Source organism: Pseudoflavonifractor sp. An187 (genome assembly GCF_002160275.1).
GTDB classification, from domain to species: Bacteria; Bacillota; Clostridia; order Oscillospirales; family Oscillospiraceae; genus Enterenecus; species Enterenecus faecium.
The window spans coordinates 109,501-123,619 of sequence record NZ_NFKG01000001.1 but is presented as its reverse complement, the minus strand read 5'-3'; the positions used below and the strand labels follow the sequence as shown (position 1 = coordinate 123,619).

The 14,119-nt window shown below is 56.4% G+C and carries 12 protein-coding genes; 6 read left to right on the top strand and 6 right to left on the bottom strand.

Features of this window, described 5'->3' with window-relative positions; genetic code table 11:
- Positions 1–108 precede the first annotated feature (108 nt).
- The 6 genes from B5F22_RS00590 (at position 109) to tnpA (ending at position 5,810) form a co-directional block, all read left to right on the top strand.
- Positions 109–1,056 carry a PRD domain-containing protein gene (locus tag B5F22_RS00590; protein ID WP_087230089.1) on the top strand — a complete coding sequence of 316 codons (948 nt, stop codon included), beginning with the start codon at positions 109–111 and terminating at the stop codon, positions 1,054–1,056.
- Positions 1,043–1,537 (top strand): PTS glucose transporter subunit IIA, encoded by a 495-nt coding sequence (locus B5F22_RS00585; RefSeq protein ID WP_087230092.1) that lies wholly within the window; start codon positions 1,043–1,045, stop codon positions 1,535–1,537. The genes B5F22_RS00590 and B5F22_RS00585 overlap by 14 nt, the downstream gene beginning before the upstream one ends.
- Positions 1,538–1,570: 33 nt before the next feature.
- Complete coding sequence (ptsP, locus tag B5F22_RS00580; RefSeq protein WP_087389692.1) at positions 1,571–3,193, top strand: phosphoenolpyruvate--protein phosphotransferase; 1,623 nt, start codon at positions 1,571–1,573, stop codon at positions 3,191–3,193.
- Entirely contained in the window at positions 3,190–3,450 is a 261-nt protein-coding gene (locus B5F22_RS00575) for an HPr family phosphocarrier protein (RefSeq protein WP_087230097.1), read from the top strand. Before ptsP ends, B5F22_RS00575 begins: the two co-directional genes overlap by 4 nt.
- A gap of 141 nt (positions 3,451–3,591) precedes the next feature.
- On the top strand, positions 3,592–5,112 hold the full coding sequence (gene nagE, locus B5F22_RS00570; RefSeq protein WP_087389689.1) for an N-acetylglucosamine-specific PTS transporter subunit IIBC: 1,521 nt from the start codon (positions 3,592–3,594) through the stop codon (positions 5,110–5,112).
- Between the two features lie 230 nt (positions 5,113–5,342).
- Positions 5,343–5,810: an IS200/IS605 family transposase gene (tnpA, locus tag B5F22_RS00565; RefSeq protein WP_087389686.1), complete on the top strand. Its 468-nt coding sequence runs from the start codon at positions 5,343–5,345 to the stop codon at positions 5,808–5,810.
- Positions 5,811–5,964: 154 nt separating this feature from the next.
- Here tnpA and B5F22_RS00560 read toward each other — a convergent pair whose 3' ends face one another.
- Genes B5F22_RS00560 through B5F22_RS00535 form a run of 6 tightly spaced genes read right to left on the bottom strand, consistent with a single transcriptional unit; the run spans position 5,965 to position 14,115 of the window.
- Positions 5,965–8,019: an ATP-dependent helicase gene (locus B5F22_RS00560; RefSeq protein ID WP_087389683.1), complete on the bottom strand. Its 2,055-nt coding sequence runs from the start codon at positions 8,017–8,019 to the stop codon at positions 5,965–5,967.
- Positions 8,020–8,042: 23 nt separating this feature from the next.
- Entirely contained in the window at positions 8,043–8,927 is an 885-nt protein-coding gene (locus tag B5F22_RS00555) for a DNA/RNA non-specific endonuclease (RefSeq protein ID WP_087390069.1), read from the bottom strand.
- The gene (locus tag B5F22_RS00550) at positions 8,917–10,095 is read right to left on the bottom strand and encodes an aminotransferase class I/II-fold pyridoxal phosphate-dependent enzyme (RefSeq protein WP_087389681.1); all 1,179 of its coding nucleotides are present in this window, start codon (positions 10,093–10,095) and stop codon (positions 8,917–8,919) included. The genes B5F22_RS00555 and B5F22_RS00550 overlap by 11 nt, the downstream gene beginning before the upstream one ends.
- An 18-nt stretch (positions 10,096–10,113) precedes the next feature.
- Positions 10,114–12,135: an NAD-dependent DNA ligase LigA gene (gene ligA / locus B5F22_RS00545; RefSeq protein WP_087389679.1), complete on the bottom strand. Its 2,022-nt coding sequence runs from the start codon at positions 12,133–12,135 to the stop codon at positions 10,114–10,116.
- Between the two features lie 25 nt (positions 12,136–12,160).
- The gene (gene yunB / locus B5F22_RS00540) at positions 12,161–12,817 is read right to left on the bottom strand and encodes a sporulation protein YunB (RefSeq protein WP_158096559.1); all 657 of its coding nucleotides are present in this window, start codon (positions 12,815–12,817) and stop codon (positions 12,161–12,163) included.
- A 47-nt stretch (positions 12,818–12,864) separates the two neighbouring features.
- Positions 12,865–14,115: a methionine gamma-lyase family protein gene (locus B5F22_RS00535; RefSeq protein WP_087389677.1), complete on the bottom strand. Its 1,251-nt coding sequence runs from the start codon at positions 14,113–14,115 to the stop codon at positions 12,865–12,867.
- Positions 14,116–14,119: the final 4 nt, after the last annotated feature.

Below are 14,119 nucleotides of genomic sequence, written 5' to 3'. Positions count from 1 at the left end.
ATCCAAGCTTATTTTATAATATTTATCCAGTAGCTTGGATTGTTACCGCATAGGCGGGCAAAACCGGGACTCACCTTGACGAAATTACAGAGCTGATGTGTCTGGGCGGTGCCCAATTCTCTGTTACGGGTGAGGCCTGGTTTTTCTCTTTTTTCGTCCTTTCGATTTCCGTTCAGAGGAGGAATTACGGTGGTATTCCATGTGCTTAAAACGATCAATAATAACATTGTTAGCTGCTTGGACGAGAACAAACAGGAACACATCGTCATGGGACGCGGACTTGGGTTTGGTGTCAAGCAGGGCGCGGTGATTGATCAGGAGCGCGTGGAAAAGGTGTTCAGCATCTCCAATCCCGCAAATCTGGAACAGTTGAAGGACCTGCTGGCCCGCTGTCCCCAGCCTCAGGTGGAGTTTTGTACAGAGCTGATTCAATATGCCACCCAAGTGTTGGATCATCCCCTCAACGAGGGAATTTATCTGACGCTGTGCGACCACATCTGCTTTGCCATCCGCCGGGCGGAATCCGGTATGGGGTTTACCAATGCCCTGCATACGGAAGTCCGTCTGTTTTATCCCCAGGAGTACAACATCGGCTGTCACGCTTTGACGGAGATTCAGCGTCGTTTCAACGTGACGCTTCCCCAGGACGAGGCGGCCTCCATTGCCCTACACCTGGTCAACGCTGAGCATGAGATGTCTCTGGGTATTACCTTAAAGGTCACCCAGGCACTGGGCCAGATGCTGCATACGCTGGAGTCCAATGACAAGTTCCATTTGGATCGAACCACCATCTATTATGATGAGTTGGTCATTCATCTGAAGTTCTTGGCATTGGACCTCTATTCCCCCCGGGATACTCTCCCGGCAGACGAGCAGTTCTCTGACCTGATTATGCAGGCATTCCCGCAGGACTATCATCTGGCGGAAATCCTCACCAAGGAGCTGGAAACAGCCTGCGGAAAAGAATTATCCAAGGAACAGAAAGCCTATCTGGCTGTTCACTTACACCGCATCAATAAAGGAAAAGAAGGAGTGAAGGAACATGGGACTATTTGACAAATTGCTGGGCAAGTCTTCGCATGCAGACGATCTGGTGATCTACGCCCCGATGGACGGAGAGGCCGTTCCGGTCAGCCAGGTCAACGATCCTACGTTCAGCGAGGAGATCCTGGGCAAGGGCATCGCCATCCGCCCCACTGGCACTCAGGTGGTTGCTCCCTGTGACGCCACCGTGGAGATGATGTTTGACACCGGCCATGCTGTGAGCCTACAGGCTGACAACGGTGCTGAGGTGCTCATCCACGTGGGACTGGACACCGTGAACCTGAAGGGTGCCCACTACACCGTTCACGCCGCCAACGGCGACAAGGTGAAGAAGGGTCAGCTGCTTATCACCTTTGACCGTGAGGCCATCAAGGCGGACGGTTACGACACCATCACCCCCATGGTGATCTGCAATTCCGATAACTTTTCCACTGTGGAAGGACACACTGGCCCCGTGAAGGCTGGCGATGTGCTGCTCACTCTGAAAAAGTAAAAAAAGAAATCAGATAAATTTAGGAGGCACATTATGATACGAGGTTCGGGATTGCCGGTTTGCTCCGGCGTGGCCATCGGCCCAGCTTATCTCTATCGCAAGGGGCAGGCCACCCTGCCCGTCTCCTGCGGCGACCCCGCCGTGGAGCAGCAGAAGTTTGACAAAGCCAAGGAGGTTGCTCTTTCTCAGCTGCAGCACCTGGTGGATCAGGCCACCAAGGAGCTGGGCGAGGAGCAGGCCATGATTCTGGATGTCCAGATGATGATGCTGGACGATCTGGACTATCTGGAGAGCATTCAGGCCAAGATCCAGAACGGCCTGGGCGCCGCACAGGCTGTCAAGCAGACTGGTGAAGAGTTTGCCATGGACTTTGCTTCCATGGACGACTCCTACATGCAGGCCCGTGCTACGGACGTGCGCGACGTTTCCACCCGTGTGGTCAACATCCTGTGCGGCGGCAGCTCTGGCTTTGAGATGGATCAGCCCGGCATTCTGATTGCCGAGGACCTGACCCCCTCTGAGACTGTTCAGCTGCCCAAGGACAAGATTCTGGCTTTTGTCACCCAGCACGGTTCCGCCAACAGCCACACCGCCATTTTGGCCCGCATCATGGGTATTCCCTCCCTGGTGAAGGCCGACATCGCCATGGACGACTCCCTGAGCGGTCAGATGATGGTGGTGGACTGCATCGAGGGCAACTATTACATCCAGCCCGATGATGAGACGCTCAAGACCATGACCGAGAAGCGTGAGGCTGTGATTCGCCGTCAGCAGGAGCTGGAGGCCTACCGTGGCAAGCCCTCCGTGACCCGCAATGGTCAGAAGATCAAGCTGTACGCCAACATCGGTAACCCCTCCGACGTGGAGCACGTCATTAAGGGCGACGCCGAGGGCGTGGGCCTGCTGCGCAGTGAGTTCCTCTATCTGGGCCGCGAGGACTATCCCACTGAGGATGATCTGTACCAGGCCTACCGCAAGGTGGTTGAGGGCCTGCAGGGCCGTCCCTGCGTCATCCGTACTCTGGATATTGGTGCGGATAAGCAGGCTGACTACTTCAACCTGGACGCCGAGGAGAACCCCGCTCTGGGTCTGCGCGGCATCCGTATCTGCATCCGCCGTCCCGAGGTGTTCCGTACCCAGATGCGCGCCATTTATCGCGCCAGCGCTCACGGCCCCGTCAGCGTCATGTTCCCCATGATCGCCTCTGTCTGGGAAGTCAAGCGTGTGCGTGAGATGTGCGACGCCTTCCGCAAGGAGCTGGAGGAGCAGGGCATTCCTGTGGGCGAAGTGGAGCACGGCATTATGATCGAGACCCCCGCCGCCGCCGTCATCAGCGACGAGCTGGCCAAGGTGGTTGACTTCTTCAGCATCGGCACCAATGACCTGACCCAGTACACCCTGGCTGTGGACCGTCAGAACCCCTCTCTGGAGGAGTTTGGCGATACCCATCACCCCGCCATCATGCGTCTGCTGCGGATGATTGCCGAGAATGCCCACAAGGCTGGCATCTGGTGCGGCATCTGCGGCGAGCTGGGTGCCGATCCGTCTTTGACCGAGACATTCCTGGATATGGGCTACGACGAACTGTCTGTCTCCCCCACCCGGGTGTTGGAACTGAGAAAGAAAGTTTGTGAAAGTGAGGGAAAACCCCAATGACTACCTTTACCTATGTGATTCAAGATCCCCTGGGCATCCACGCCCGTCCCGCCGGCCAGCTGGCTAAGACTGCCGCTACCTTCGCCGACTGTGACATCAAGGTTTCCGCCAATGGTCAGACCGCCGATGCCAAGCGCATCATGGGCCTGATGAAGCTGGGCGCCAAGCAGGGCCACACCCTGACCATCACCTGCGAGGGTGGTGACGAGGCCGCCGCTGCTGCCGGCATGGAGGCCTTCCTGAAGGAGAACCTGTAAGAGGATTTCTCCTGCATCTTAATTCGCATACTCCTGCATTCTTTTTGGGTGTAAAATAGGTGGCCGCTGTGGGCGGCGGCCACCCCCAAACAGGGTCAGATTTTTCTGACCCGTACATCTATTGAGGGAGGGTATCATTTTATGATGCGATTTTTACAACGCCTCGGTAAAGCTTTGATGCTGCCCGTGGCTGTCCTGCCCATCTGTGGTATTCTGATGGGTATCGGTTACTGGCTCTGCCCCGCCTACATGATGGGCGGCGCTGTTGCTGAGGGCCTGGGCTACGCCACTTCTGGTGCTGCCTACTCCGCTGGTTTCTTCCTGATCAAGGCCGGTGGCGCTCTGATCGACAACATGGCTATCCTGTTCGCCATCGGCGTTGCCGTTGGTATGGCTGATGACAAGGAAGGCACCGCTGGCCTGGCTGGTCTGGTGTCCTGGCTGATGATCACCAACCTGCTGAGCACTGCCACTGTTGGCGCAGTTGCTCCTTTCATGCTGCCTCTGGACGCTGAGGGTGTCATCTCCACCACCAGCACCAACTACATCGCTTTCTCTAAGATTGCTAACCCCTTTATCGGCATTCTGGCTGGTCTGATCGCCGGTCTGTGCTACAACAAGTTTAAGAACACCAAGCTGCCTGACTGGCTGTCCTTCTTCAGCGGTAAGCGCAGCGTGGCCATCGTCACTGGTCTGGTCTCCATCGTGGTGTCCGTGATCCTGCTGTTCGTGTGGCCCGTGATCTTTGGTGCTCTGGTTGCTCTGGGTAAGGGCATTGCCAGCCTGGATGCTGTTGGCGCTGGCCTCTACGCCTTCTTCAACCGTCTGCTGATCCCCACCGGTCTGCATCACGCTCTGAACAACGTGTTCTGGTTCGACACCATCGGTCTGGGCGACCTGTCCAACTTCTGGGCTGGTAAGACTTCCGCCGATGTGGACTGGAGCCTGGGTATGTACATGTCCGGCTTCTTCCCCTGCATGATGTTCGGTATTCCTGCTGCTGCTCTGGCTATGTATCACACTGCTAAGCCCGAGAAGAAGAAGGTTGCCATGGGCATTCTGCTGTCCGCTGCTATCGCCTCCTTCGTGTGCGGCGTGACTGAGCCCTTCGAGTTTGCCTTCATGTTCCTGGCTCCCGGCCTGTATGTTGTGTACGCTCTGCTGTACGGCATCTTCGTGGCTGTGACCACCGTGGTTGGCTTCCGCGCTGGCTTCTCCTTCTCCGCTGGTCTGACCGACCTGATCTTCTCCGCTTCTCTGCCTGCCGCTCAGAAGACCCTGCTGATCATTCCTCTGGGCATCGCTGCCGCTATCGTCTTCTACGTGGTGTTCCGCTTCGCTATCGTGAAGTTCAACCTGAAGACTCCCGGCCGTGAGGATGACGATCCCGATGAGGTTTCCGACGGCGCTCTGGCTAACAATGACTACACTGCCATTGCCAAGGCTGTTCTGGAGGGTCTGGGCGGTGTCTCCAACGTGACCTCCGTGGACAACTGCATCACCAGACTCCGTCTGGAGGTGAAGGATTCCAGCCTGGTCAACGAGAAGGCCATTAAGGCTGTCTCTTCCGGCGTGATCCGCCCCAGCAAGACCTCCGTTCAGGTCATCATCGGGCCCAAGGTCCAGTTCGTGGCCGACGAGTTCAAGAAGCTGGTAAAGTAATTTTTACCAAAACTCCCAAAAAGAATGCTTTTCATGAGAGAAATCTCATAGAAAGATTCCCTGTCCTACAGCCCACTGTAGGACAGGTTTTTTTGTCTAATGAAAACCCCCGGCTGTGCCGGGGAGTTCAAAAAAAGCTTTAGCGTTCCATATGAAGAAAAAACTCCTTTTGATACAATAAGAGTGCGGTCTTCCAACTGCACAAAAGTATCAAAAGGAGGACAAAAGGCATGAAGCCTAATGACAAGAACAGTTTAGCACATACAACATGGAATTGTAAATATCACATCGTGTTTGCACCGAAATACCGCAGGAAAGTCTTTTATAGGGACAACAGAGTAGAAATAGGAAAAATATTAAGAGAGTTGTGCAACTGGAAGCAGGTAAAGATTGTAGAAGCAGAAGTGTGTCCCGACCATATACATATGCTAGTAGAGATACCGCCGAAAATGAGCGTGTCCAGTTTCGTAGGGTTTCTCAAGGGGAAAAGTAGCCTCATCATTTTCGAGCGACACAGTAATTTGAAATACAAGTATGGAAATCGGCAATTTTGGTGCCGAGGGTACTACGTGGACACAGCAGGGAAAAATGCGAAAAAGATAGCAGAGTATATTCAGAATCAGCTGAAAGAAGACCAAATTGGGGATCAGATGACAATCAAGGAATACATCGACCCGTTTACGGGTAGCAAGCACTAATCTTTCGCAAGTGGCAGACCGTACCAACGCCTTGAGGCGTGGCTAGTAACAAAGGGCTTTGCCCGCATATGAAGAACCCCCGGCTATGCCGGGGGGTTCCTATTATTCGTATAAGTTATAAGAGCACAGTTCGAGTTCATCTCGAACTGTGCTCTTATACTTTGGTCAATAGGCCATTTTTCACTGTGGTGGATAGGGAGAACTTCTTCTCCCCTGCTTGCGAAAAGGAGATGGTCACAATATCCTGGGATAGGTCAATGATCTTCCCTTCCCCGTATTTTTTATGCCGAACCTTTACGCCCGGATGGAACATGGCCGCATGGACTTTAGCCACTTGCTCCTTTGGCGTAATGGGAGGAAACAGCTCCTGAGCAAATGCAGAGGGCAACTCCTGTGCCTTGTAAGAGAGCACCCATAGAGAGTCCTGCGCCCGGGTCATAGCCACATAGAAGAGCCTGCGCTCTTCCTGGTAGGTATCAAAGTCGGGGTCCTCTGCGGAGACATTAAATACTTTGGGGAGAATCCCGTCTACCACATCCATAAGGATGACGTGAGGGTACTCCAAGCCCTTACTGGAGTGGATGGTGGACAGGGTAACGACACTCTCTTGCTCAATATTGGGACCCTCCCGCATCAGCTGATACAGGTCGTTTAACCGGTCTAGCAAATCCATAGGGGTGGCTTCTTGAAAGCCTAACGCCTCCAGAATTTCTGCTTTGCGCAAATCACCACCGCGATCTTCCACATACCTCCCGTACCCCATGTAGTGGACAATGCGATGAATGGCCCGGTGGGCTGGTTGTTGCAGCAGGTAGGAAACATGGGATTGTAGAGCTGCACACTGCTTTCTAGACCATGGGGAGAGCATGGTGCACTTGGACAGATACTCCAGGATGGTTACCCCCTCCCCTTCACATCGATTGACCGCCTCTACTGCGGCCAACCGGGTGATTCCGGCCCCAAGCTTGTAGTATAGGTCCAGGAACAGCTCCCCATTGCATGGCTGGGCGGCAAAGCGAATGATGTTACAGATATCCCGCACCACCCGATGGGTGAAGAAGCCACAGTCCACTTGACGGCACCGATAGGAAATCTGCTGGCGCTGGAAGAGATCAATGAGGGGGATGGCGCTGTCGTTGTCCCGGTAGAGAATGGCGATGGGACGGGTGGCTCTCTTCGCCACAGTGGCCAGATAGGCATACTGGCTGGTTCGGTTCTGCACCAACACTTGACGAATGCTTGGCCCGGTGCGCCCCGTGGAGACCATGGTTTTGGGGTGGCGGTTTTTGTTCTTCTCAATAAACGTCTGAGCGGCACTGACAATCTCTTTGGTAGAGCGATAATTGGTTTCCATGTACAGCACCTGTGCCTTGGGATAGAGCTCCTGAAAGTGGAGCAGGGCCTGGGGATAGGCTGCTCGGAAGCCATAGATGCTCTGGTCCTCATCTCCCACCATGAACAGATTCCCACTGGTTTGAGCCAGGAGGGAGATGATGGCGTGTTGGATTTTAGAGGTGTCCTGGGCCTCATCCACACAAAAATATCGGTATCGTGCCTGGAACTGGCGGAGGACTGGCGGACAGAGCTTCAGAATTTTCCGGGCATACACCAGCTGGTCGTCATAATCCATCTTTTGTTGCTGTTGCAGCGCTTGACCATAGGCGTGGTACAGGGCGGGAAAGTCGGTCACACCTTCCACTTCCACCTGCGCCAGCTCCTGCTCCGAGGTGATCATCTGGTTTTTTACATAGGTAATGGCGGTTTGTACCGCCTTGATGGTGCTCTCCGTGGCGTATTCTCCGGTCAGACGATGATAGAGCGTCCCAATGAGGGAACTCTGTTGGGAAGTCTGTTCCATCAGGGTGTAAGCTTTCCGTCCGGTGATGCGCTCATAGCAGGAGATGATACGGCTGCATACCCCGTTGATGGTGCGAAACTCCAGCCGCTGGGCTACCTCTGCTCCAAACATAGAGGCGAAACGCTGCCGCATATCCCGGGCCGCTGAGACGGTATACGTCATGGTGAGGATGGACTCTGGAGGTATGCCACACCCCAGAACCATGTATCCAATTCGGCTGACCAAGACGGTGGTCTTACCGCTGCCTGGAACGGCCAACAGCAGCACCGGGCCATCCAGAGTTTGGACGGCTCGCTGCTGCTGTGCATTCAGGGACAGCCGATAAGTATGCAGAAATTGCGTCAATGTCATATGTATCTCCATGGTGGATCAGATTATGGGTGACATAGGCCACAGGGGGAGTATCCCTGTTCCACCAGTGCCGCTCGGCTGCCCTGATAGTCCTGGCGGTTGGAGCCATTCATATCCCGCACCCCAGAGCATTCTGGCAGGTGGAACTTTTTTGAGCTGGTATTGAGGACATAGTGGGTGGCGGTTACGTCTGAGGTCCAGCTCTCCCCCGTGGCGTAGTCAATGGTAATGCCAGGCTGGACGTTGTAGACATACACGTTAAAGCATACGCCCTCTCCCTGGTCCTCTACGGACCAGGCTTCCATCTGTACCCCGGAGGCCACCAGGTTGTCCCCTTGGAAGATGGGAGTGACTCGGTAGAGCACGTGGTTTTCCGTTTCCTCCACATAGTCTGCCACCTGGTTCTCAAAAGGCAGCATGCCCTCCACATTCATATATCGGGTGCCAGTGATGAGGTTTTGCTCATTGGCGTTCTCCCCCGCCAGCTGAAAGCCAATGAGATGGCAGCGGTTGTAGAGGTACCGCCCGTCTACATTGTCATAGGTGACGGTGTGCCAGCCGGAGGGCTTTACTTGACCGATGGAACCACGCTCCTCGGTGGGCATCAACTCCGTGCAGATGTTGGCGTAAGCCACTCCGCAGCGGTCCAGATCATCTAAGGGGGCGTAGGTCTCAAAGGCCTGGGTGGTGAAGTCGGAAGAATCAAAGTCAGGGACGTTTTCCTGTAAGACCACATAGGGCTCATCAGTGTAAGCCGGTATAGACTCCAAGTCATAACTCTCCACAGTCGGCGTGGAGATGGGGACAGACTGCGTGGGCGTTGGCGTGATCTCCGATGACAGAGAACAACCTGTCAGTTGGAGGGTCACCAGCAGACCAGCAACCAGAAGAACGTATTTATGCTTCATGGTCAATAATCCCACTCTTGGCCACAGCTGCCACGATCTCCTGCATCACGGGCACGGGCTGCACCAGGGCAAAGCGCACATGGCCCTCTCCCAGCGCGCCAAAGGCCGAGCCAGGGGTGCACAGCAGTCCAGAGCGCTCCAGCAGCTCAAAGCAGAAGTCTACGGAGTTGTGATATCCCTTAGGCAGAGGTGCCCATACAAACATGCTGCCCTGGCTATCCGGCACATTCCAGCCAATGGACCGCAGGCCACCACACAGGGCGTCCCGCCGGGCCTGGTACTCGGCACGGTTGCGTGCGACACTGTCCTGGGGCCCGTTGAGGGCGGCGATGGCGGCATGCTGCACGGGAAGGAAAATGCCGTAGTCGATCTGGGAGCGCAGCCGCCGGAAGGTCTGAATGATCTGACGATTGCCCAGTACAAAGGAGATACGGGCACCCGTGAGGTTGTAGGTCTTGGACAGGGAGTTATACTCTACCCCCACTTCCTTGGCTCCCTCGTAGGCCAGGAAGGACTTCCCCACCCGTCCGTCAAAGATGATGTCGGAGTAGGCGTTGTCGTGCAGAATGATGATATTGTGGGCCTTGGCAAAAGCGATGAGCTTGTGGTAGAACTCGTCGGGAGCGGTGACACACACAGGGTTGGCGGGATAGGACACCACCATCATCTTGGCTCGGTCTGCCAGTTCCGGGTCCATCCCGTCCAAATCGGGAAGGTAGCCGTTTTCTTCCTTCAGCGGGTAATGGACGATTTCTGCCCCACACAGGGCGGGGCCCATCTCAAAGATGGGATAGCCGGGGTCAGGTACCAGCACCACATCTCCTGGGTCACACAGAGCCCAGCCGATGTGGGTCAGCCCTTCCTGAGAGCCGTAGATGCTCATCAGCTCATCCGTCTCCAATTCCACGCCGTAGCGGCGCAGATACCAGCGCTGGACCGCCTCCACCAGCTCCGGCAGTTCGGTGAGAGAATAGCGGTAGTTGGTGGGCTGGCTGGCCGCCTGGGCCAGGGCTTGTACCACGTGGGGTTCCGGGAGAAAGTCCGGGGTGCCAATGGACAGATTGTACACCGGAAGCCCCTGGGCCAGCCGCTGCTGGCGGCGTTCATCCAAGACATTGAAAATACCAGGCTGGAATTCCTCCATGCGCTGGGCAACGTTGAGTTTCATGAAAGGATTACCTCGATTCTATTTCTGGGTGGTGAGGTCGGTGAGAATGGGCTGGTACTGCTGGGGGTCATCGCTGACGAGCTGGAGGAATTGGGCCTCATCCAGGACGGGAATGCCCAGTTCATTGGCCTTGCGCAGCTTGGAGCCCGCCGCCTCTCCAGCAATGACACAGCTGGTCTTTTTGGACACAGAGCCGGACACCTTGGCTCCCAGGGCCTCCAGCATTCCCCCTGCCTCCTTGCGAGAGCAGTGGGACAGCTCGCCGGTGAGCACAAAGGTGAGGCCTGCCAGACGATCTCCCACGGGGGCGGCAGTACTCAAAGTGTTCACCCCTGCCTGGGCCAGACTGTGCATCAGGTGCTGGCTCTGGGGGGAGGAAAACCAGGCCGTGAGATACTCGGCGGTGATGGGGCCAATGTCATCAATGGCGGTGAGCTCTTCTACGCCAGCCTGGGCCAGGGCCTCCAGAGAGCCAAACTTGGCAGCCAACACCTTGGCGGCCTTCTGCCCTACCTGGCGAATGCCAAAAGCGAAGAGCAGCTTGGAGAGATCGTTGGACTTGGACCGCTCAATGGCGGCCAGCAGGTTCTCCGCCGATTTCTGGCCCATCCGGTCCAGAGCGGCCACCTGGTCCTGCTGAAGTTGGTACAGGTCTGCGGGGGTGTGCACCAGTCCGGCCTGGACCAGGCCTTCCACCACCGCAGGCCCTAAGCCCTCAATGTCCATGGCATCTCGACTGGCAAAGTGGGTCAGGTTGCGCAGCAACTGGGCGGGACACTCGGCCCCGGTGCACCGCACGTGGGCCCCATCCTCGTCCCGTACCACCGGAGCACCGCACACGGGGCACTGGTGGGGCAGCTCATAAGGTACAGTGCCCTCCGGACGTTTGGCGATGACCACAGACACGATCTCCGGGATGATTTCCCCTGCTTTCTGCACCACCACGGTGTCCCCGATTCGGATGTCCTTTTCCGTGATAAAATCCTGGTTGTGAAGGGTAGCGTTGGTCACTGTGGTGCCTGCCAGACGCACCGGGTCCACCACCGCCTTGGGGGTGAGCACTCCAGTGCGGCCTACCTGCACCACAATGTCTCGAACCACGCTCTCCTTCTGCTCCGGCGGGTATTTGAAAGCGGCAGCCCAGCGGGGAAATTTTGCCGTCTCCCCTAGAGCTTCACGGTCTGACAAGTTATTTACCTTTATAACAGCTCCGTCAATGTCAAAGGGATATTTCTCTCGCTGATCGCCCAGTTTCTGAATTTCCTTTTGAATCTCTGCCATGTCCGTAGACTTCACATAGTCGATGACTTTGAAGCGGAGATCATGCAGATAGTCCAGACTGTCGCTGTCAGATGTAAAGGAAATTCCATTTACATATTGGATGTTGAAAATCAGAATGTCCAATCCCCGGGATGCGGCCACTTTCGGGTCCAACTGACGCATAGACCCGGCAGCGGCGTTGCGGGGATTGGCAAAGAGAGGCTCGCCCCGCAGTTCCCGTTCCTGGTTGAGGCGCTCAAAGGTTTTCCGGGGCATATAGACCTCGCCCCGGACGATGAGGGTTTCCGGTGCACCCTCCAGCACCATAGGGATGGAGCGAATGGTGCGCAGATTTTCGGTGACATCCTCCCCCACCATGCCGTCTCCCCGGGTGGCGCCCCGGACAAAGACGCCGTTCTCATACTCCAGAGCTACGGACAGGCCGTCCACCTTGGGCTCCAGCAGATACTCGATTTCTCCGCCTTGAGAGACCCTTTGATGAAACTCCATCAGCTCCTCAGGGGAAAAGACATCCTGTAGGGACTGGAGGGGGACCCGGTGCACCACCTGGGAGAAGCTGTCCAGGGGCTTCCCACCCACCCGCTGGGTGGGGGAATCGGGGGTAATCCACTCCGGGTGGGCCTGCTCCAACTCCTCCAGCTGACGCAGCATGCGGTCGTATTCAAAATCGGAGATGGTGGGCTGGTCCAAGACATAGTACAGATAGTTGTGGTGGTTGAGCTCCCGGCGGAGCTGCTCAATTTGCTGCAAGGAATCCATATCCGTTGATCTCCTTTGTGATGAGTTATCCATTTTGTATATAGGTGTTTGGTACGGTGCCAATGAGAACCGTCTCAGCCAGACACACCGTGGTATCCACGGTGACAGAGGTGATCTCCCCAGGGATAAATAGGTGGACTGTGACGGAGATATCCATGAGCACCTGGTGATGGGTCTGATTGATCCCGGCACTGTCAAATTGGTTGTGGACTTGGGTCATGACGTCCCCCACCGAGTCGATGGAGACCCGAAGCTTGGGGCCCAGTCCGGAGAAAATCATCCATCCGGTAAGGTTGCCCAGGGGGACTCCAAGCTGCCCGGAGTCCAGGTCCTCCAGCTGCTCCACCAGAGCTTGGGTAATCTGATTACGTAGCTGGTTAATGGTGGCTGTGCGCCCAGTGACGGTGGTCAGACCGTCGCCGTCGGAAGGTTGCAGGTTCATCAGATCATTGTAGCCTAAGTTCTGCTCCTCCATGCACTGGTCCACCACATCCGCCACCAGCACCGAGATGAGATTGGTGGCCTGGCTTACCGCCACCGTCTCCACTACTGGGCGCATACTCCGGGAAAATTGGAAGAAGACCACAGCGATGAGAAGCATGGCAATGAGGATGGGCAGCAGAATGAAACACAGAGGCTGCTGTTTCCACCGCCTCCAACGGCGGCGCAGCGGTACCGACACGACAATCACCCCCGGGGACATTGTATGCCCCCGGGGGCCTGACCCATTCAGTGACCCAGCAACTCTTGAGCGGCCAACATCAGACCGGCCTTGCCCGACTCGTAAGTCAGGCCGCCCTGGAGATATACCGTATAGGGCTCCCGCATGGGGGCGTCTGCCGACAGCTCAATGGAGGCACCCTGAATGAAGGCACCAGCTGCCATGATGACCTGACAGTCGTATCCAGGCATGTCCCAGGGCTCTGGGGTGACATAGGAGTCCACAGGGGCGCCGGACTGAATTCCCCGGCAGAAGGCTTTGACACCTTCCCCGTTGCCCAGGTGAATCATCTGAATGATGTCATGGCGGGGTGCCAGAGAGTGGGGCTCGGTCTCATACCCCATCTGCTCCATGAGGGCGGCTCCGAACACAGCGGTTTTTAACGCCTGGGCCACGGTGTGGGGGGCCATGAATAGCCCCTGATATAGCATACGGTTGTTGCCCAAGGTGGAGCCGCACTCCTTACCGATGCCGGGGCAGGTCAGACGCATAGCAGCCCCTTCGATGAGGTCGTGGCGTCCGGCCAGATAAGCTCCGGTGGGGGCCAGACCGCCGCCAGGGTTCTTGATGAGGGAGCCTACCACCAGGTCAGCGCCCACGTGGGTAGGCTCCTTCTCCTCCACAAACTCCCCGTAGCAGTTGTCCACCAAAATGGCAACATTGGGGTTGTGCTGGCGGATGATCTCGCACATGTGGCCAATCTCGTCCACAGACAGAGAGGCCCGGGTGGAGTAGCCCTTGGAGCGCTGGATAAGCACCGCTTTTACCTTGCGATCGGACACGGCCTGGGCCAGTCCCTCCAAGTCGGGCGTATTCTCCGGGGTGAGGTCCACCTGGCGGTATTCCACGCCGAAGTCCTTCAGGGACCCAGTGCCCTTGTCCGTGACACCGATGACACCCAGCAGGGTGTCGTAGGGAGCGCCAACAGCGGAGACCAGCACGTCTCCGGGACGCAGGCAGCCAAACAGGGCCGCAGAAATGGCGTGGGTGCCATTGACAAACCCGATGCGCACCAGGGCGTCCTCCGTGCCAAATAGGTGGGCGTAGATCTCGTCCAGCTTATCCCGGCCCAGGTCGTCATAGCCATAACCAGTGGTTCCGGCAAAATAGCTCTCCGCCACTCGATACTGGCGGAAGGCGTCCAGCACCCGCAGGGTGTTGGCCTCAGCCACTGCGTCAATGCGTGCAAACTGCTCTTTCAGCGTCTTCTCTGCCCGGCGGGCCAGAGTGAGCAACTCCTCAGAAAACTGTAAAGACATATTC